Here is an 18,032-nt window from a genome sequence, read left to right on the forward strand (position 1 = left end):
ATCATGTCATCCGGACAGGCGGCGGCGCCGGCTCACCCCAACTGGAGGTTGAGCTCCTCCAGGGCCCCCGTGACGATGGTCCGCATCGCCTGCTCGGCGTGGACGGCGTCGCCCGAGCAGATCGCGTCGGCGACCTCCCGGTGCAGTCGGATCGCGTACGGTTCCGGCTGATGGGGCATCAGATGGTACTCGGTCCGTCCGGTGAGCACCGCTCCCACGGTGTCCCCGAGGTGGGCGAACATCTCGTTCCCGGAGGCGCGCAGGACCAGGGCGTGGAAGGCGATGTCGTGCCGGAGGAAGGTGGTGAGGTCCGCCTCCCGTGCGGAGACCGTCAACTCCACTGCCAGTGAGCTGAGTTCGCGTCGATCGTCATCGGTCGCGTGGGTCGCGGCGAGGGCGGCGGCGGCCGGTTCGACGGCCATCCGGAGCGAGCCGAGCGAGCGCAGTTGGGCGGGCCGGTCGGCGCCGGCCAGGCGCCAGCGGATCACCATCGGGTCGAAGACGTCCCAGAGCGACTTCGGCTGGACGGTGATCCCGACCCGCCGCCTGGACGCCACCAGGCGCATGCCCTCCAGGACGCGCACCGCCTCCCGGACGACCGTCCGGGACACCCCGAACCGCTCCTCCAGGTCCTCCGCGCGCAGTACCGCGCCCTCGGGGATCTCCCCTGACGCGATCGCCGGCCCGAGCTCGTCGAGCACTCGACCGGGCAGCCCCTGGATCTCCATCCGCCCAGCGTAGACGCCCCGGCCCGAGGCCTCCCGGCCGCCTCCGCCGCCACGGGCGCACTGCGACCGAGCCCACACAGCAAAAGTATGACGATTTGGTTTCCGCTACTTGAATACGTCATATCTTTGAAGCGATAGTGGCGGCCTGCAACGAAGGAGCACCACCTCATGGCTCTCAACGTCGAGAACCGAGCCGTCCCGGACGTCCCCCTCACCGTCGTGGTGATGGGCGTCTCCGGTGTCGGCAAGACCACGCTGGCCCGCCTCCTGGCCGACCGCCTCGATCTCCCCTTCGCCGAGGCGGACGAGTTCCACCCGCCGGCCAACATCGCCAAGATGTCCGCCGGCATCCCGCTGGACGACCAGGACCGCGAACCCTGGCTGCGCGCCATCGGCGCCTGGCTCAGGGAGCGCGCGGAAGCCGGCACCGGCGGCGTGGTCACCTGCTCGGCGCTGAAGCACGGCTACCGCGACATCCTGCGCGCGGACGCCCCGGACGCCTTCTTCCTGCACCTCAGCGGCGGTCACCAGCTGGTCGAGGACCGGCTCTCCCACCGCTCCGGCCACTTCATGCCGACGTCGTTGCTCGGATCCCAGTACGCCACCTTGGAGGCCCTGGGCGCGGACGAGCGCGGCGCGGTCCTGGACGTGGGCCCGTCCCCCGAAGAACTCGTCGAGATGGCCGTGGCGCTGCTGCGGCCCGTCAATGGAGACCTCGCGTGAGTAGCCTTTCCCCCACCCTCCTGGCAGCCGCCCCACCGGCCCTGCCGCACACCGGCAGCAACTCCCAGCTGCTGATCGCGGTGCTGCTCAGCATCGGCGTGATCGTCCTGCTGATCACCAAGCTGAAGCTGCACCCGTTCCTCGCCCTCACGCTCGGCTCCGGCCTGCTGGCCGCCGTCGCGGGCGCCCCCTTCGACAAGCTGCTGAGCAGCTTCTCCACGGGCTTCGGCTCCACTGTGGCCAGCGTCGGCCTGCTGATCGGCCTGGGCGCGATGCTCGGCAAGCTGCTCGCGGACTCCGGCGGCGCCAACATCATCGCGGACACCGTGCTGTCCCGGACCGGCAACAAAGCGCTGCCGTGGGCGATGGCGCTGATCGCCGCCGTACTCGGCCTGCCGCTGTTCTTCGAGGTCGGCGTCGTCCTGCTGATCCCGATCGTGCTGCTGGTCGCCCGCCGCGGCAACGTGCCGCTGATGCGGGTCGGCATCCCGGCGCTGGCCGGCCTGTCGGTGCTGCACGGCCTGGTGCCCCCGCACCCGGGCCCGCTGGTCGCCATCGACGCCCTGAAGGCCGACCTCGGCATCACCCTGGCGCTCGGCCTGCTGATCGCCGTCCCGACCCTGATCGTGGCCGGTCCGCTGTTCGCCCGGGTCGCCGAGCGCTGGGTCGGCCCGCTGGCGGTCCCGGCCGCCGTCACCCCCGAGGAGAAGGCCGAGCGGGAGCACACCCCGTCCTTCGGCGCGGTCATGGCGACCATCCTGCTGCCGGTCGTGCTGATGCTCGGCAAGGCCCTGGCCGACGTGGTGATCGACGACCCGAAGGCGGTCGGCCAGCGGGTGTTCGACTTCATCGGCTCCCCGCTGATCGCCCTGCTCGCCGCGACCCTGCTCGGCATGCTGACGCTCGGCAAGGCGGCCGGCTTCGACCGGGCGCGGATCTCCGACACCGTCGGCAAGGCGCTCGGCCCGATCGCCGGCATCGTGTTCATCGTCGGCGCGGGCGGCGGCTTCAAGCAGACCCTGATCGACGTGGGCGTCGGCGACATGGTCAGCCACTGGTCCGCGGAGTGGCACATCTCCGCGCTGTTGCTGGGCTGGCTGATCGCGGTGCTGATCCGTCTGGCCACCGGCTCGGCGACGGTCGCCACCATCACCGCGGCCGGCATCGTCTCCCCGCTCGCCGCGAACATGTCCTCGACCCACGCGGCCCTGCTGGTGCTCGCGATCGGCGCCGGCTCGCTGTTCCTCTCGCACGTCAACGACGCCGGCTTCTGGCTGGTCAAGGAGTACTTCGGGATGAGCGTCGGGCAGACTCTGAAGTCCTGGTCGGTGATGGAGACGATCATCTCGGTGGTCGCGATAGCGCTGATCCTGCCGCTGAGCATGCTCATCTAGCGCACCGGCGCACCCCACCGCCGAGGGGCGGCACCCGTACCGCACGGGTGCCGCCCCTCGGCGTTCCGGTGGGCACCGGAGCGCCCGGTCGGCGCCGGATCAGGGCCCGAGCAGCCCGGACAGCACCGCCGCCGTCGCCGCCATCAGCTCCTCGGCCACCGCGCCGCCCGCCGCCGTCCGGGCCAGCAGCCCCTCACGTGCCGCCAGCATCACCGCCGCCGCCTGCCCGGCATCGGCCCCCGGGGGCACCAGCTCGGGCAGCGCCCGCTCCAGGACGTCCGCCACGGCCCGGGCCAGCGTCCGGTCGTGCGCGGCGACCTGCTCGGCCAGCGCCTCGGAGCGCGCCGCGGCCAGCCGGAACTCCAGGAACAGCAGGATCCACCCGGTCTCCGCGGGCTCGACCCGCAGCAGCGCTTCGACCAGCAGTCGGGCCCGCTGGTGCGCCCCCAGCCCCTCGCAGGCGGCGGCGAGCCGCTCCAGCTCGGCCATCCGCTCGGCGGCCCGGTCGTCGAAGAGTGCCAGCAGCAGGTCCTCCTTGCTGCCGAAGTTCGAGTAGAAGGCCCCGCGGGTGTAGCCGGCGGCGGCGCAGACGTCCTCGATGCTGGTCCGCGCGAAGCCGACTGTGAGGAACAGCTCGCGCGCCGCGTCGAGCAGTCGGGCCCGGGTGTGGATCCGTCGGCGGGGCGGCCGGGGAGCGGCGGGTCCGGTGGGGGGTGGGTTCACAGGAGCACGATACATGGTGTATTCAGTACGAGCCGTATTCAATACGAGCCGTACTGAACTGCGAAGGGCACTGACCCATGAGTCGACTGCTGATCACCGACGCCCACCTGCTCCACCCCGAGGACGGCACCCGTACCGACCTCGGCTGGCTGGAGGCCGCCGACGGCCGGATCACCGCCACCGGCACGGGCCGCCCGCCCGCCGCCGCCGACGGCGTCCTGGTCCTGGACGCCTGCGGCGGCACCGTGCTGCCCGGCCTGATCGACGCCCACGTCCACCTGCTGGTCACCTCGCTCGACCTGCGCGACGTCGCCGACTGGACGCCCGGCTACGCCACCGTCCGCGCCCTCGCCGAGGCCGAACGGATGCTGCGCCGCGGCTTCACCACCGTCCGCGACGTCGGCGGCGCCGACCACGGCATGGCCCGCGCCCTGGCCGAGGGACTGGTGCCCGGCCCCCGCCTGCTGCACGGCGGCAAGGCGCTGTCCCAGACCGGCGGGCACGGCGACCTCCGCCCGCTGGGCGAGGACTCGCTGCCCTGCTGCGAGGCCCGCCCGCACTTCGGCCGGATCGCCGACGGCGTGGACGCCGTGCGCGCCGCCGCCCGGGACGAGTTCCGCAAGGGCGCCCGGCACCTCAAGGTGCTGCTCTCCGGCGGCGTCGCCTCCCCGCACGACGAGATCGCCGCCGTCCAGTACAGCGAGGAGGAGATCCGGGCGGCCGTCGAGGAGGCGGAGAACCACAACCGCTACGTCACCGTGCACGCCTACCACCCGCGGGCGATCGACCGCGCCCTGCGGGCCGGCGTGCGCTGCGTCGAGCACGGCAACCTGCTGGACGACACCACCGTCGACCTGCTGCTGGAGAAGGACGCCTTCCTGGTCCCCACCCTGGTCGCCTACGAGCGGACCGCCCGGCTCGGTGCCGCCTCCGGCCTGCCGCCGGCCTCCCTGGCCAAGCTCGCCGAGGTCCGCGACCGCGGCCTGGAGGCCCTGGAGCGGGCCCACCGCGCGGGCGTCAACCTGGTCTACGGCAGTGACCTGCTCGGCCCGCTGCACCACGCCCAACTGGAGGAGTTCACCCTGCGCGCCCAGGTCCAGCCGACTGCCGACGTGCTCCGCTCGGCGACCACCACCGCGGCCCGGCTGCTCGGCCTGGCGGGGGAGGTCGGCACCCTCGCCCCGGGCGCCCACGCCGACCTGCTGGTCGTCGACGGCGACCCGCTGGCCGACCTCACCGTGCTGACCCGCCCGGAACGGCACCTCAGGCACGTGGTCAAGGCCGGTGCCGTCATCTAGCGAAACGGCGGGCGGGCGCCCGGGGAAACCCCGAACGCCCGCCCGCCGTAGCGCAGTTGCCGACTGGCAAAGGTGCTTACTTGCTCCCGCGCTTCGCGAGGCTGTGCTTACTTGCTCCCGCGCTTCGCGAGGCTGTGCTTACTTGCTCCCACGCTTCGCGAGGCTGTGCTTACTTGCTCCCACGCTTCGCGAGGAAGGCCTCGACCTCGTCGCGGATCTCCGGCGTGTCCAGCCCGCGCACCGTCATGGTGGTGCGGCGGCGCAGGACGTCGTCCGTGGTGTACGCCCACTCGTTCTCGGCCGCGTAGGCGATCTGCGCCCAGACGTCCGGACCGTCCTCGTGGATCGGCCGGCCCAGCTCCGGGTTCTCGTCGATCATGCGGGCGATCTCGAAGGAGAGGGTGCCGTAGTGGCTGGCCAGGTGCTTGGCGACCAGCGGCTCCATCCGCGAGCCCGGCTCCCGGTCGATCAGCAGGCGGTGCGCCACCGCGTTCGGCGCGCCGACGCCCGGCAGCGGGACGGTCGGGGCGATCGGGGACATGTCCTCGCCGAGGCTGGTGCCGGGCACGTGGGCCAGCTTCTCCAGCACGGCGCGGCCGATGTGGCGGTAGGTGGTCCACTTGCCGCCGGAGACCGACAGCATGCCGCCGCGGCCCTCGGTGACGACGGTCTCGCGCTTGGCGGCGGCGGTGTCACCCGGGCCGCCGGGCAGCACGCGCAGGCCGGCGAAGGAGTAGGTGATCAGGTCGCGGTCGAGGTGCTCGTCGCGGATCGCGTGCGCGGCCTCGCCCATGATCTGGTCGATGTCCGCGTCGGTGGCCCGGACGTCCTTCGGGTCGCCGGTGTACTCCTCGTCGGTGGTGCCGAGGAGGACGTGGTCCTCCCACGGGATGGCGAAGGAGACGCGGTACTTGTCGATCGGGATGGTCAGCGCGGCGCGCCACGGCGAGCGGCGCTTGACCACGACGTGGGCGCCCTTGGAGAGGCGGATCGACGGCGCGGCGCCGGCGTCCTCCATCGTGCGCAGGTGGTCCACCCACGGGCCGGTGGCGTTGAGCACCAGGCGGGCGTTGACGCCGAACTCGGTGCCGTCCAGGCGGTCGCGCAGCTCGGCGCCGGTGACCCGGCCGCCGGTGAAGCGCAGACCGGTGACCTCGGCGTGGTTGAGCACCACGGCGCCGGCGTCGACGGCGGCGCGCACGGTCATCACCGCGACGCGCGAGTCGTTCATCTGGTGGTCGCCGTAGACGGCCACCGAGCGCAGGCCCTCGGTGCGCAGCGCGGGCACCTGCTGGGCGGCGTGGGCGGCGGTGGAGACCCGGCCCATGCCGTCGCGGAAGGCGGACAGCGCCGAGTACAGGAACACGCCGGCGCCGAGCTTGGCCGCGCCGTGCGGGCCGCCCTTGTAGACCGGCACGAAGAAGGTCAGCGGGTTGACCAGGTGCGGGGCCACGTCGGTGGAGAGCGCGCGGCGCTCCTTGTGGTTCTCCGCGACCAGCTTGACCGCGCCGGTCTGCAGGTAGCGCAGGCCGCCGTGGACGAGCTTGGAGGAGGCGCTGGAGGTGGCGCCGGCGAAGTCGCCGGCGTCGACCATGGCGACCTTCAGGCCGGCCTGGGACGCGGTCCAGGCGACGGCCGTGCCGAGGATGCCGCCCCCGATCACCAGCAGGTCGTAGGTGGCCTTGCCGAGCAGCTCACGGGTCTCGGCGCGGGAGGCGGTGCGGCCGGCGGTGCGCTCGGCGCCCAGGGTCGGGATGGTTGCCATGGTGGTTGTGTACGGCGCGCTGGTCGGGCGGCGCCGTTACTCCTCTCGTGTGCGGTGCGGCCCCTACGAGAGAGGCCGGTCGGCCCGGTGCGGCGGGCCGGTGAAACGCGGTGACGCCCGTTGCCGGAACAGCGGGCGGCCGGCCGGGGCCTGGGGCCCCGACCGGCTGGTCGGTCAGTTGTTCTCTTCTTCCTCCACCCAGCCCATGGTGCGCTCCACGGCCTTGAGCCACTTCTTGTACTCACGCTCCCGGGTGGCCTCGTCCATGCGCGGGGTCCACTCGGCGGCGCGGTGCCAGTTGGCCCGCAGGGTGTCGAGGTCGTTCCAGAAGCCGACGGCGAGTCCGGCCGCGTAGGCCGCGCCGAGGGCGGTGGTCTCGGCCACGTACGGGCGCTCGACCGGGGCGTCCAGGACGTCGGCGATGTTCTGCATGAGCAGGTTGTTGCTGGTCATGCCGCCGTCGACCTTCAGGGCGGTGAGCTCGACCCCGGAGTCCTTCTGCATGGCGTCGACGACCTCGCGGGTCTGCCAGGCGGTGGCCTCCAGGACGGCCCGGGCCAGGTGGCCCTTGGTGACGTACCGGGTCAGACCGGCGATCACACCGCGGGCGTCGGAGCGCCAGTACGGGGCGAACAGGCCGGAGAAGGCCGGGACGAAGTAGGCGCCGCCGTTGTCCTCGACCGTGTTGGCGAGGGTCTCGATCTCGGCGGCGGTGGAGATGATGCCGAGCTGGTCGCGCAGCCACTGGACGAGCGAGCCGGTGACGGCGATCGAGCCCTCCAGCGCGTACACCGGGGCCTGGTCGCCGATCCGGTAGCCGACGGTGGTCAGCAGGCCGTGGTAGGAGTTGACGATCTTCTCGCCGGTGTTCAGCAGCAGGAAGGTGCCGGTCCCGTAGGTGGACTTGGCCTCGCCCTCGTTGAAGCAGGTCTGGCCGAACAGCGCGGCCTGCTGGTCGCCGAGCGCGGAGGCGACCGGGACGCCGGCCAGGTCGCCGACGGCCTCGCCGTACACCTCGGCGGAGGAGCGGATCTCCGGCAGGACGGCCATCGGCACGCCCATGGACTCGGCGATGTCCTCGTCCCAGGCCAGGGTCTTGAGGTTCATCAGCATGGTGCGGCTGGCGTTGGTCACGTCGGTGACGTGCTTGCCGCCGTCGACACCACCGGTGAGGTTCCAGATCACCCAGGTGTCCATGGTGCCGAACAGGATGTCGCCGGCCTCGGCGCGCTCGCGCAGGCCCTCGACGTTGTCCAGCAGCCAGCGGATCTTCGGGCCGGCGAAGTAGCTGGCCAGCGGGAGGCCGGTCTCGCGGCGGAAGCGGTCCTGGCCCACGTTGCGGCCCAGCTCGCGGCAGAGCGCCTCGGTGCGGGTGTCCTGCCACACCAGCGCGTTGTGGACCGGCTCACCGGTGTTCTTGTCCCACAGGACGGTGGTCTCGCGCTGGTTGGTGATGCCGATCGCGCGGATGTCGTCCTTGGTCAGCCCGGCCTTCTCCAGCGCACCGCGGACGACCGACTGCACCCGGGTCCAGATCTCGGCGGCGTCGTGCTCGACGTAGCCGGGCTGGGGGAAGATCTGCCGGTGCTCCTGCTGGTCGACGGAGACGATCCGGCCGTCGGCGCCGAAGATGATGCAGCGGCTGGAGGTGGTGCCCTGGTCGATCGCGGCGATGTAGTTGCCAGTGGAGGTCATGTGGAGGGTCCTCGGCTCAAGTTCGGGGGTTACGGGGTGGGTGGGCCTGACACGGACGTCCGGTCAGTCCCCGTGCTCGGTGGGTTCGAACCCGGCGGTTTCTAGAAGATGGCGTTGTACAGGCCACCGGCCGCCAGGCCGCCCAGGATCGGGCCGACGACCGGGATCCAGGCGTACGACCAGTCGGAGCTGCCCTTGTTGGGGATCGGCAGGAGGGCGTGGGCGATGCGCGGGCCGAGGTCACGGGCCGGGTTGATGGCGTAGCCGGTCGGACCACCGAGGGAGAGGCCGATGCCGACGACGGTGAAGGCGACCATCAGGGTGCTGGTGCCGGACTGCGAGAGGCCGGAGTTGGTACCGATGGTGAGGATCGCGAAGCAGAGCACGAAGGTGCCGATGACCTCGGTGATCACGTTCTGGATCGGGTTCCGGATCTCGGGCCCGGTCGAGAAGATGCCGAGGGTGGGCTCCTTGTTGGCCTGGAACTGCCCGAGGTAGGTGAGCCAGACCAGCGTGGCGCCGATGATCGCGCCGAGCAGCTGGGAGCCGAGGTAGAGCGGCACCTGGCTCCACTCGCCGCTCTTGACCGCGAGCGCGATGGTGACGGCCGGGTTGAGGTGCGCGCCGGACTTCGGAGCCGACATGTAGGCGGCGATGAGGACCGCGAAGCCCCAGCCGAAGGTGATCGCCAGCCATCCGGCGTTGACGGCCTTCGACTTCTTGAGGGTCACGGCGGCGCAGACGCCACCGCCGAGGAGTATCAGGGCGGCGGTGCCGAGGGTTTCGCCGACGAAGACGTCGCCGTTGGAGAACGCGGACACAAAGACTCCCTTGTCATGGCCCGGAGGTGCGGGTGGGGGTGGGCCGGTCGATCGCTGTGCGGGTGAGCGCATTGTGGGAGTGATCTTCCCGGCCGTCGTTCGACAATGTCGACCGTCATGCGGAAGCTTCCTCCCCGGGTCGGCCCCGCGTCAAGGCGGGGTTACGCAGCTGTGACCCTTCCCTCGGCGGGTCTCCCGAAGTTACCCAGCGGAGCGTCCCGAATCAGGGCAAAACGCCAAGGCGCGGACAGGCTCACCGCCCGTCCGCGCCTCAGCGTGACGAAATAGACCGCTCCGGTCAGAACCGCCCGGCGCCCAGGTCGCGGGAGATCGCCCGCGCCGCGCTGCGCACCGAGGCCACCAGCGAGGGCTTCACGAAGCCGTCCTCGCAGACCCGCTCCACCGGCCCGTTGATGCAGACCGCGCCCACCGGGTTGCGCCGCCGGTCCTGGATCAGCGCGGCGATCGAGGCCACGCCCTCCCAGGTCTCCTCGATCGAGTCCGCCCAGCCGCGCTCGCGGATCAGCGCGCACTCGGCGTCCAGGTCGGTGGCCTCGGTCAACGTCCGCACGGTGTACGACTCGTACGGGCCGTCGCCCAACTCCCCGCGCGCGACCGGGTCGTAGGCCACCAGCACCTTGCCGATCGCGGTGCTGTGCAGCGGCTGCATCGAGCCCACCTCCAGCACTTGCCGGGTGTCGTCGGGCCGGAACACGTGGTGCACGATCAGCACGCCCTGGTGGTGCAGCACCCCCAGGTAGACGGTCTCGCCGGCCGCCCGGGCCAGGTCGTCCGCCCACACCAGTGCCCGGGCCCGCAGCTCGTGCACGTCCAGGTAGCTCTGCCCCAGCCGCAGCAGCTCGGCACCCAGCTGGTACTTGCCGCTCTCCGGATCCTGCTCGACGAACCCCTCCTGCTGCAGCGTGCGCAGGATGCCGTGCGCGGTGCCCTTGGCCAGGTCCAGCGCCGTCGCGACCTCGGAAAGTCCCAGGCGGCGCTCACCGCCGGCCAGCAGGCGCATGATCGCGGCGGCCCGGGAGAGCGACTGGATCGGGCCGGGCATGGATACCTCCGGGCTGACAGGCGGTCGACATTGTCGACCGCAGTGGTGACGGGGACGAGTCTGCCAGGCGTCCGGACGTCCGTGCACCTTCCCCCTCGGTAACGCGCGCTCGGCCTGGTGTTAACCTTCCGCACCGCCGCGCCGGAGCCGCCCCGCGACCCCCGCTCCGCCGCCCCCGCTCCGCCACCCGGGCGCGGTTGCTCAGACGCCCGCGCCACCGGGCCGGGCCGGGGCGCCCGCCCACGCGGGCCCCCGGCCGCGCCCCGCCGCACTGCCGCCGCGCTCCGCCGCGACCCCGCGCCGCACGGTCACCTCGGCCGCCAGCGCGGCGATCCCGTCCGTGCCGACCCGGCAGCAGCCGCCGACCAGCCGGGCGCCGTCCGCCAGCCAGCCGCCCACCCGCGCCGAACGGAAGGTCGGCTCCCCGCGCCAGTCCCGGCGCTCCGGATCCCACCGCTCCCCGCTGTTCGGGTACACCACCACCGGCTTCCCGGTCACCTCGGCGGCCACCGCCACCGCCTGGTCCGCGTCCTGCGGCGTGCAGCAGTTGACGCCCACCGCCAGCACCTCGTCCACCTCCGCCGCCAGCGCGAACGCCTCCGCCAGCGGCTGCCCGGCCCTGGTCCGGCCGCCCGCCACGCTGTACGACAGCCAGGCCGGCACCCCCAGCCCGCGCACCAGCTCCAGCAGCGCCCGCGCCTCGTCCACGTCCGGCACCGTCTCCAGCGCCAGCACGTCCGGCCGGGCCGCCGCCAGCACCTCCAGCCGCGGCCGGTGGAAGGCCACCAGCTCCGCGTGGCTCAGCCCGTACCGGCCGCGGTACTCCGAACCGTCCGCCAGTACCGCCCCGTACGGGCCGACCGACGCCGCCACCCAGCGCCGCCGCCCGCCGGGTTCGGCCCGCGCCGCCTCCCGGGCCAGCTCCACGCTGCTCGCCAGCAGCCGGGCCGCCGGCGCGTGCCCCACCCCGCGCCGGGCGAAGCCCTCGAAGCTCGCCTGGTAGCTCGCCGTGATGGCGACCTCTGCCCCGGCCGCGAAGTACGCCCGGTGTGCGGCCACCACGGCACCGGGGTCGTCCGCGAGCAGCCGGGCCGACCACAGGGCGTCCGACAGGTCGTGCCCGGCGGAGGCCAACTGGTTCGACATCCCGCCGTCCAGGACCAGCGGGCCGGCCGCCAGCGCCGTGGCGAAGTCCGGCGGGGGAGCAGTGCGCATCTGGGCCTCCTCGGGCACGGGTCGTTCCTGGTCACAGCCTAGAAGCCGGAGACCGCCGGCGGCCGGGAAAACCGTTTGCCGCCCGGGAACGAAGTCGTTACGTTGTGCTCATCCCGAGAACGACAGCACCAGGTGCCCCAGGGGCGCGGAGAGGAGCCGGCGATGGCAGCGGACGACACGTCCCCCCGGCCTGCCGCCGGGCCCACGGCCGAGCAGGAGTGGCTCGCCGCGTACGACCCGCGCGCCTACACCCCGGTCGCCGTCACCGTCGACGTGGTGGCCCTGACGCTACGGGCGGGCCGGCTGCACGTGCTGCTGGTCGAGCGCGGCGCCCCGCCCTACCAGGGCTGCTGGGCGCTGCCCGGCGGCTTCCTGAAAGCGGGGGAGGAGAGCCTCGACGAGGCCGCCGCCCGCGAACTCGCCGAGGAGACGGGCCTGTTGGGCGCCGCCGAGGCCGCGCTCTGCCGGCTCCACCTCGAACAGCTCGGCACCTACGGCGCCCCCGAGCGGGACCCACGGATGCACGTCGTCTCGGTCGCCTACCTGGCCTTCGCCCCGGACCTGCCCGACCCGCAGGCCGGCACGGACGCCGCGGCCGCCGCCTGGCACCCGGTCGCCGACCTCGACCCGGCCCCGCGGTCCGCCGACCGCGCCGAAGCCGCCGGTGTGCCCGCCGACACCCACGGGGGTGGCGTCGACGGGCACACCGGCCCCCAGCCGGTCCCACCGGGCCCGATCCGGCTGGCCTTCGACCACGCCCGCATCCTGGCCGACGGCCTCGACCGGGTGCGCGCCAAGCTGGAGTACAGCCCGCTCGCCACCGCCTTCCTGCCGTACGACTTCACCATCCCCGACCTCCGCGCCGTCTACGAGGCCGTCTGGGACGAGAAGCTCCACCCCGGCAACTTCCACCGCAAGGTCCTCTCCGTCCCGGGCTTCGTGGAGAGCACCGGCTCCACCACCGAGCGCGGCGGTGCCCGCGGCGGTCCCCGGGCCCGCACCTACCACGCCGGCGGCGCCCGGCTGCTCCACCCCGCCCTGCTCCGCCCCGCCCGCGAGGACCAGCCCGACTGCGAGGGGCCGGCCACCGAAGGCCCGCCGCCGACCGGGCCCGCCGAGCCCCCGGCTACCATCCGCCCATGACCACCGACGAAGCGCCGCGGACCGCCCACCGGCCGTTCTCCCACTGTCACTTCTGCGGCTCGCCGTACCCGGCCGGCACCGACACCTGGCCCCGCACCTGCCCCGGCTGCGCCGAGATCAGCTACCGCAACCCGCTGCCCGTCGTTGTCACCGTCCTGCCGGTCACCCGGCCCGGCGCCGACCCGGCCCTGATCGTCATCCGCCGCACCATCGAACCCGGCTACGGCGAACTCGCCTTCCCCGGCGGCTACCTGGACTACGGCGAGACCTGGCAGCAGGCGTGCGTGCGCGAACTCCGCGAGGAGACCGGCATCACGGCCGCCGCCGCCGACGTCCGGCTGATCCACACCGCCTCCGACCCCAACGGGCGCTTCGTGATGCTCTGCGGGCTCCTCCCCGCCCGCCCGCTCGCCGAACTCCCGCCCTCGCGCCCCACCGACGAGACCGAGGGCTGGCTGCTCGCCACCGCCGACACCCCGCTTGTTTGGGACTTCCACAACGGCGTCCTGCGCCGCTGGTTCGACGGCGAGTTCGCCCCCCGCTGACCCACCGGCCGACCCTGGCGCAGCGGGCGCTCACATGGCATGGTCTGCACCGACAGCCCAACCGGACGGGTTGGCCACGAGCTCACCCGTCCCCACCACCGGCCGGGAGACCACCACCGTGAGCACCCCTTCCCAGGACCAGCCGCTCTGGCGCCCCAACCCCGCTCGCGCCGCCGCCACCAGCCTGGTCGCCTTCCAGGCCTGGGCCGCCGAGCACCACGGCGCCCCGGCCGCCCCGCTCGCCCCGGCCGCCGACGACCAGCAGGCCGCCCAGCGCTACGCGGACCTGCACACCTGGTCCACCGGTGACCTCGACCGCTTCTGGACGGCGGTCACCCAGTGGTTCGACGTCCGCTTCACCGAGGCCCCCGAGGCCGTCCTCGCCGACCCGGTCATGCCCGGCGCCCGCTGGTTCCCCGGCGCCCGCCTCAACTACGCCGAGCACGCCCTGCGCGCCGCCGAGACCGGCCCCGACCGCCCGGCGATCCTCCACCTGGACGAGACCACCGAGCAGCCGGCCGTGCTCACCTGGTCCGAGCTGCGCCGCCAGGTCGGCTCGCTGGCCGCGGCCCTGCGCGCCCGCGGCGTCCGCCCCGGCGACCGGGTCGGCGCCTACCTGCCCAACATCCCGCAGGCCGCCGTCGCCCTCCTCGCCACTGCCGCCGTCGGCGCCGTCTGGACCAGCTGCGCCCCCGACTTCGGCGCCCGCAGCGTCCTGGACCGCCTCCAGCAGATCGAACCCGCCGTCCTCTTCGCCGTCGACGGCTACCACTACGGCGGCAAGGACCACGACCGCACCGAGGTGGTCGCCGAGCTGCGCCGCGAACTCCCCAGCCTGCACACCGTGGTGCACGTCCCGCTGCTCGGTGCCCCGGCCCCCGAGGGCGCCCTCCAGTGGGAGGACCTGGTCGCCGAGGACGTCGAGCCGGTCTTCGAGCCCGTCCCCTTCGAGCACCCGCTCTGGGTCCTCTACTCCTCGGGCACCACCGGCCTGCCCAAGGCCATCGTCCAGAGCCAGGGCGGCATCCTGCTGGAGCACCTCAAGCAGGCCGGCCTCCACCTCGACCTCGGCCCCCAGGACCGCTTCCTCTGGTACACCTCCACCGGCTGGATGATGTGGAACTTCCTGCTGGCCGGCCTCCTGGTCGGGGCCACGATCGTCACCTACGACGGCAGCCCCGGCCACCCCGACACCGGCGCCCTGTGGTCCGTCGCCGCCCGCACCGGCGCCACCGTCCTCGGCACCTCCGCCGCGTACGTCATCGCCAGCCGCAAGGCCGAACTGCACCCCGGCCGCGACCTCGACCTCTCCGCCGTCCGCTGCATCGGCACCACCGGCTCCCCACTCCCGCCCGACGGCTTCCGCTGGATCTACGACGAGGTCAAGCAGGACGTCTGGCTCGCCTCGGTCAGCGGCGGCACCGACGTCTGCTCCTGCTTCGTCGGCGGCGTCCCCACCCTGCCGGTGTACCTCGGCGAGATCCAGGCCCCCTGCCTCGGCGCCGCCGTCGAGTCCTGGGACGTCCAGGGCCACCCGCACACCGACACCGTCGGCGAACTCGTCGTCACCAGGCCCATCCCGTCGATGCCCACCGGCTTCTGGAACGACCCCGAGGGCACCCGCTACCACGACAGCTACTTCGACACCTACCCCGGCGTCTGGCGGCACGGCGACTGGATCACCGTCACCTCCCGGGGCACCGTCGTGATCCACGGCCGCTCCGACTCCACCCTCAACCGCCAGGGCGTCCGGATGGGCTCCTCGGACATCTACGAGGTGGTCGAGCGCCTCCCCGAGATCGCCGAATCCCTGGTCATCGGCCTGGAGGAGCCCGACGGCGGCTACTGGATGCCGCTCTTCGTGGTCATGGCCCCCGGCGCCGAACTGGACGAGGACGTCATCGGCCGCATCCGCACCTCGCTGCGCACCGAGCTCTCCCCGCGTCACGTCCCGGACGAGGTGATCGCCGTCCGCGGCCTGCCGCACACCCTCACCGGCAAGCGCATCGAGGTCCCGGTCAAGCGCATCCTCTCCGGCACCCCGCTGGAGCAAGCCGTCAACCCCGGCTCCGTGGACGACATCGACCACCTGCGCTTCTTCGAGCGGCTGCGGGCCGACCGCCAGGCCTGACCCAGCCCCGGGAACGCCGAAGGGGCGCCCCCACCGGTGCGGTGGGGGCGCCCCTCCTCCTGCTCTACCGTCTCACTCGCCCGACAGCACCTGCTGGGCGGCGGCCCGCGCCTCCTCGGCGCTGTCCGCGGCCCGGGCCGCCTCGGCCGCCCGGCGGCACTGCGCCAGGGTGTACTTGGCCAGCGCGGTCCGCACGTAGGGGATCGAGGCCGAGCCCATGGAGAGGCTGGTGATGCCCAGACCGGTCAGCACCACGGCCAGCAGCGGGTCCGAGGCCGCCTCACCGCAGACGCCACAGCTCTTGCCGGCCACCCGTGCCGCGTCGGCGGCCGCGGCGACCAGGTCAAGCAGGGCCGGCTGCCACGGGTCCTGCAGCCGGGCCAGCGCACCGACCTGACGGTCGGCGGCGAAGGTGTACTGAGCGAGGTCGTTGGTTCCCAGCGACAGGAACTCGACCTCCTGCAGGATCGCCCGGGCCCGCAGCGCGGCCGAGGGGATCTCCACCATCGCGCCGAACTTGGCGTCCAGCCCGGCCTGGCGGCAGGCCGCCGCGAAGTCCGCGGCGTCCTTGCGGTCGGCCACCATCGGGGCCATCACCTCGAGGTGCACCGGCAGGCCCTCGGCCGCCTTGGCCAGCGCCCGCAGCTGGGTGGCCAGCACCTCGGGGTGCTCCAGCAGGGTGCGCAGACCGCGCACGCCCAGCGCCGGGTTCGGCTCGTCGGCGGGGGTCAGGAAGTCCAGCGGCTTGTCCGCGCCCGCGTCCAGCGCCCGGACCACGACCCGGCCCTCCGGGAAGGCCTCCAGCACCTTGCGGTACGCCTCGACCTGCTTCTCCTCGCTGGGAGCCTTTGCCGAGTCGTCCAGGAACAGGAACTCGGTACGGAACAGGCCGATGCCCTCGGCCCCGTTCTCCAGCGCGGCCGGCACGTCAGCCGGGCCACCCACGTTGGCCAGCAGCGGCACCCGGTGCCCGTCCGAGGTCTGCCCCGGGCCGGAGGAGGCGGCCAGCACGGCCTTGCGCTCGGCGGCGATCGCCCGCAGCTCGTCCTGCTTCTCCTGAGACGGCTCCAGCAGCACGTCGCCCGAGCTGCCGTCCACCGCGACGACGGTGCCCTCGGCGACGTCCGATGCCCCCGGCAGCGCGACCACGGCCGGCACGCCCATCGCCCGCGCCAGGATGGCGCTGTGGCTGGTCGGCCCGCCCTCCTCGGTCACGAAGCCGAGCACCAGCGTCGGGTCCAGCAGCGCGGTGTCGGCCGGCGCCAGGTCCCGCGCGAACAGCACGTACGGCTCGTCGCTGTCCGGCACGCCCGGCATCGGCACGCCCAACAGCCGGGCCACGATGCGGTTGCGCACGTCGTCCAGGTCGGCGACCCGCCCGGCCAGGTACTCCCCGGCGGAGGCCAGCAGCGCCCGGTAGGCGGCGAAGGCGTCGTACACACCGCGCTCGGCACTGCTGCCGACGGCGATCCGGCGGGACACATCGGCCATCAGCTCCGGGTCCTGCGCCATGAGCGCCTGGGCCTCCAGCACGGCCTGCGCCTCACCGCCCGCCAGATTGCCGCGGGCGATCAGGTCCGCGGCGACCGCCTCGACGGCAGCCTGGGCGCGCGCCTGCTCACGCGGGGCGTCCTCGGTCGGGATCTGGGTGGCCGGGGGCTCCAGGACCGCCGTGCCCATGTGCCGCACCTGGCCGATCGCGACCCCGTGGCTGACACCCACGCCGTGCAGTGTCTTCTCCATGTACCTGTATCTCCGCTGAGAGGAGCGGTCCCGCCGGGAACCGCTGAGTGCCGGGTCGCCCCGTCAACTCTTGCGGGGCGGGTATGTGTCGGTGATAGAGGGGTCAGCTCCAGTTGAACAGCTGGTCGCCCGCCTTGGCCTCGCCGGTCTCGCGCAGGTCGGTCAGCGAGTCGGGAGCGGCTTCCAGCGCCACGATCGGCGAAATCGGCGACTTGCCCGCAGCCTCGACGGCGGCCGGATCCCACCGGATCACGGCCTGACCACGGGTCACCGTGTCGCCCTTCTTGACCAGCAGCTCGAAGCCCTCGCCGTTCAGCTGCACGGTGTCGATCCCGAGGTGGGTCAGCACACCGTGCCCGTCCGCGTCCACCACGACGAAGGCGTGCGGGTGCATCGAGACGACGACACCGTCCACCGGAGCGACCGCCTCGGTGGGCTGACGGACCGGGTCGATCGCGGTGCCGGGCCCGACCATCGCACCCGAGAACACCGGGTCCGGCACGCCGGCGAGCCCGACAACCTTGCCGGTCAGCGGCGACGTCACAGTGGTCATGGTGGTGCCTCCCAAGTGCGCAATACAGCGAGCGGCCGCGAGGTGCGGCACACGATCAGCTGAAGCCTAAATCATGTCAACTTCGGACAACTGTCGACGTTCCCGGGCGAAGAACCACGCCCCCGCCCGTCTACCAACCGGCGTCACATCGACTCATGACTGGTCTAGTCCTCTTGGTCGACGCGCCGCACTCTACAGGCATCTTGGCGAATCAGGACCATTGCTGTATATGCTCGCGAGAGCAACAAATCATGCCGCCACCCGGGTGACCCCGGACGCGCCTCGATTCGCACTCCGGTCACTGACCCGCTATGGTTGGTCGAGTCGCCACAACTTGGCGGTTAACACCAGATTTCGGATGCGGAAAGCCCCGGTAAACGGAGCGGAAAACATCTGCTAAGCTGGAAACACGAAAGAACGAAGCGCCCGGAGGGCCCGCTGGAAGGCGGTCCGAAGGAAGCGTCCGTTCCTTGAGAACTCAACAGCGTGCCA

Annotated in this window: 15 protein-coding genes; 6 read left to right on the forward strand and 9 right to left on the reverse strand. The window is 72.8% G+C overall.

All coding sequences use genetic code 11. From position 1 onward, the window contains the following. Positions 1–32: 32 nt before the first annotated feature. Entirely contained in the window at positions 33–728 is a 696-nt protein-coding gene (locus ACZ7BZ_RS32700) for a FadR/GntR family transcriptional regulator (protein ID WP_470361506.1), read from the reverse strand. 168 nt (positions 729–896) lie between these two features. Here ACZ7BZ_RS32700 and ACZ7BZ_RS32705 point away from each other — a divergent pair, with 168 nt between their 5' ends. After that, positions 897–1,451, forward strand: coding sequence for a gluconokinase (locus tag ACZ7BZ_RS32705; RefSeq protein ID WP_380456717.1), 555 nt, complete (start codon positions 897–899; stop codon positions 1,449–1,451). Next, positions 1,448–2,845, forward strand: a complete 1,398-nt coding sequence (locus ACZ7BZ_RS32710) for a GntP family permease (protein ID WP_470361507.1) — start codon at positions 1,448–1,450, stop codon at positions 2,843–2,845. The genes ACZ7BZ_RS32705 and ACZ7BZ_RS32710 overlap by 4 nt, the downstream gene beginning before the upstream one ends. A gap of 99 nt (positions 2,846–2,944) precedes the next feature. Here ACZ7BZ_RS32710 and ACZ7BZ_RS32715 read toward each other — a convergent pair whose 3' ends face one another. Beyond that, positions 2,945–3,568: a TetR/AcrR family transcriptional regulator gene (locus ACZ7BZ_RS32715; RefSeq protein WP_470361508.1), complete on the reverse strand. Its 624-nt coding sequence runs from the start codon at positions 3,566–3,568 to the stop codon at positions 2,945–2,947. A gap of 77 nt (positions 3,569–3,645) precedes the next feature. On the opposite strand from ACZ7BZ_RS32715, the gene ACZ7BZ_RS32720 reads away from it, so the two are divergent. Continuing rightward, positions 3,646–4,866, forward strand: coding sequence for a metal-dependent hydrolase family protein (locus ACZ7BZ_RS32720; protein WP_470361509.1), 1,221 nt, complete (start codon positions 3,646–3,648; stop codon positions 4,864–4,866). A 169-nt stretch (positions 4,867–5,035) separates the two neighbouring features. Here the strand turns inward: ACZ7BZ_RS32720 and ACZ7BZ_RS32725 are convergent, their stop codons facing one another. From ACZ7BZ_RS32725 to mmuM, 5 genes are all read right to left on the reverse strand, one after another. Further along, positions 5,036–6,631 (reverse strand): glycerol-3-phosphate dehydrogenase/oxidase, encoded by a 1,596-nt coding sequence (locus tag ACZ7BZ_RS32725; RefSeq protein ID WP_470361510.1) that lies wholly within the window; start codon positions 6,629–6,631, stop codon positions 5,036–5,038. A gap of 174 nt (positions 6,632–6,805) precedes the next feature. Beyond that, complete coding sequence (gene glpK / locus ACZ7BZ_RS32730) at positions 6,806–8,326, reverse strand: glycerol kinase GlpK (protein WP_380463283.1); 1,521 nt, start codon at positions 8,324–8,326, stop codon at positions 6,806–6,808. A gap of 101 nt (positions 8,327–8,427) precedes the next feature. Then, positions 8,428–9,147 (reverse strand): MIP/aquaporin family protein, encoded by a 720-nt coding sequence (locus tag ACZ7BZ_RS32735; protein WP_380463285.1) that lies wholly within the window; start codon positions 9,145–9,147, stop codon positions 8,428–8,430. 298 nt (positions 9,148–9,445) lie between these two features. Then, positions 9,446–10,210 (reverse strand): IclR family transcriptional regulator, encoded by a 765-nt coding sequence (locus ACZ7BZ_RS32740; RefSeq protein WP_380463287.1) that lies wholly within the window; start codon positions 10,208–10,210, stop codon positions 9,446–9,448. Positions 10,211–10,411: 201 nt separating this feature from the next. Beyond that, positions 10,412–11,425 carry a homocysteine S-methyltransferase gene (gene mmuM / locus ACZ7BZ_RS32745; protein WP_470361511.1) on the reverse strand — a complete coding sequence of 338 codons (1,014 nt, stop codon included), beginning with the start codon at positions 11,423–11,425 and terminating at the stop codon, positions 10,412–10,414. 162 nt (positions 11,426–11,587) lie between these two features. Between mmuM and ACZ7BZ_RS32750 the strand changes: the two genes are divergently transcribed. From ACZ7BZ_RS32750 to ACZ7BZ_RS32760, 3 genes are read left to right on the forward strand one after another with little or no spacing between them, the layout of a single operon-like run. Beyond that, on the forward strand, positions 11,588–12,568 hold the full coding sequence (locus ACZ7BZ_RS32750) for an NUDIX hydrolase (RefSeq protein WP_470361512.1): 981 nt from the start codon (positions 11,588–11,590) through the stop codon (positions 12,566–12,568). Beyond that, a complete protein-coding gene (locus ACZ7BZ_RS32755; protein WP_470361513.1) occupies positions 12,565–13,113 on the forward strand; it encodes an NUDIX domain-containing protein in 549 nt (182 codons plus the stop codon). The genes ACZ7BZ_RS32750 and ACZ7BZ_RS32755 overlap by 4 nt, the downstream gene beginning before the upstream one ends. A gap of 34 nt (positions 13,114–13,147) precedes the next feature. Beyond that, on the forward strand, positions 13,148–15,244 hold the full coding sequence (locus ACZ7BZ_RS32760) for an acetoacetate--CoA ligase (protein WP_470361514.1): 2,097 nt from the start codon (positions 13,148–13,150) through the stop codon (positions 15,242–15,244). 72 nt (positions 15,245–15,316) lie between these two features. Here the strand turns inward: ACZ7BZ_RS32760 and ptsP are convergent, their stop codons facing one another. Beyond that, positions 15,317–16,987, reverse strand: coding sequence for a phosphoenolpyruvate--protein phosphotransferase (gene ptsP / locus ACZ7BZ_RS32765; RefSeq protein WP_470361515.1), 1,671 nt, complete (start codon positions 16,985–16,987; stop codon positions 15,317–15,319). Between the two features lie 103 nt (positions 16,988–17,090). Continuing rightward, entirely contained in the window at positions 17,091–17,540 is a 450-nt protein-coding gene (locus ACZ7BZ_RS32770; RefSeq protein WP_470361516.1) for a PTS sugar transporter subunit IIA, read from the reverse strand. Between the last annotated feature and the right edge of the window lie 492 nt (positions 17,541–18,032).

Source organism: Kitasatospora sp. NPDC036934, from assembly GCF_055608425.1.

Bases quoted from the DNA above. Each gene is read 5' to 3' on its own strand.
- ACZ7BZ_RS32700 (WP_470361506.1), bottom strand. From the start codon at position 728: ATGGAGATCCAGGGGCTGCCCGGTCGAGTGCTCGACGAGCTCGGGCCG.
- ACZ7BZ_RS32705 (WP_380456717.1), top strand. From the start codon at position 897: ATGGCTCTCAACGTCGAGAACCGAGCCGTCCCGGACGTCCCCCTCACC.
- ACZ7BZ_RS32720 (WP_470361509.1), top strand. From the start codon at position 3,646: ATGAGTCGACTGCTGATCACCGACGCCCACCTGCTCCACCCCGAGGAC.
- ACZ7BZ_RS32725 (WP_470361510.1), bottom strand. From the start codon at position 6,631: ATGGCAACCATCCCGACCCTGGGCGCCGAGCGCACCGCCGGCCGCACC.
- glpK (WP_380463283.1), bottom strand. From the start codon at position 8,326: ATGACCTCCACTGGCAACTACATCGCCGCGATCGACCAGGGCACCACC.
- ACZ7BZ_RS32740 (WP_380463287.1), bottom strand. From the start codon at position 10,210: ATGCCCGGCCCGATCCAGTCGCTCTCCCGGGCCGCCGCGATCATGCGC.
- mmuM (WP_470361511.1), bottom strand. From the start codon at position 11,425: ATGCGCACTGCTCCCCCGCCGGACTTCGCCACGGCGCTGGCGGCCGGC.
- ACZ7BZ_RS32750 (WP_470361512.1), top strand. From the start codon at position 11,588: ATGGCAGCGGACGACACGTCCCCCCGGCCTGCCGCCGGGCCCACGGCC.
- ACZ7BZ_RS32755 (WP_470361513.1), top strand. From the start codon at position 12,565: ATGACCACCGACGAAGCGCCGCGGACCGCCCACCGGCCGTTCTCCCAC.
- ACZ7BZ_RS32760 (WP_470361514.1), top strand. From the start codon at position 13,148: ATGGCATGGTCTGCACCGACAGCCCAACCGGACGGGTTGGCCACGAGC.
- ptsP (WP_470361515.1), bottom strand. From the start codon at position 16,987: ATGGAGAAGACACTGCACGGCGTGGGTGTCAGCCACGGGGTCGCGATC.
- ACZ7BZ_RS32770 (WP_470361516.1), bottom strand. From the start codon at position 17,540: ATGACCACTGTGACGTCGCCGCTGACCGGCAAGGTTGTCGGGCTCGCC.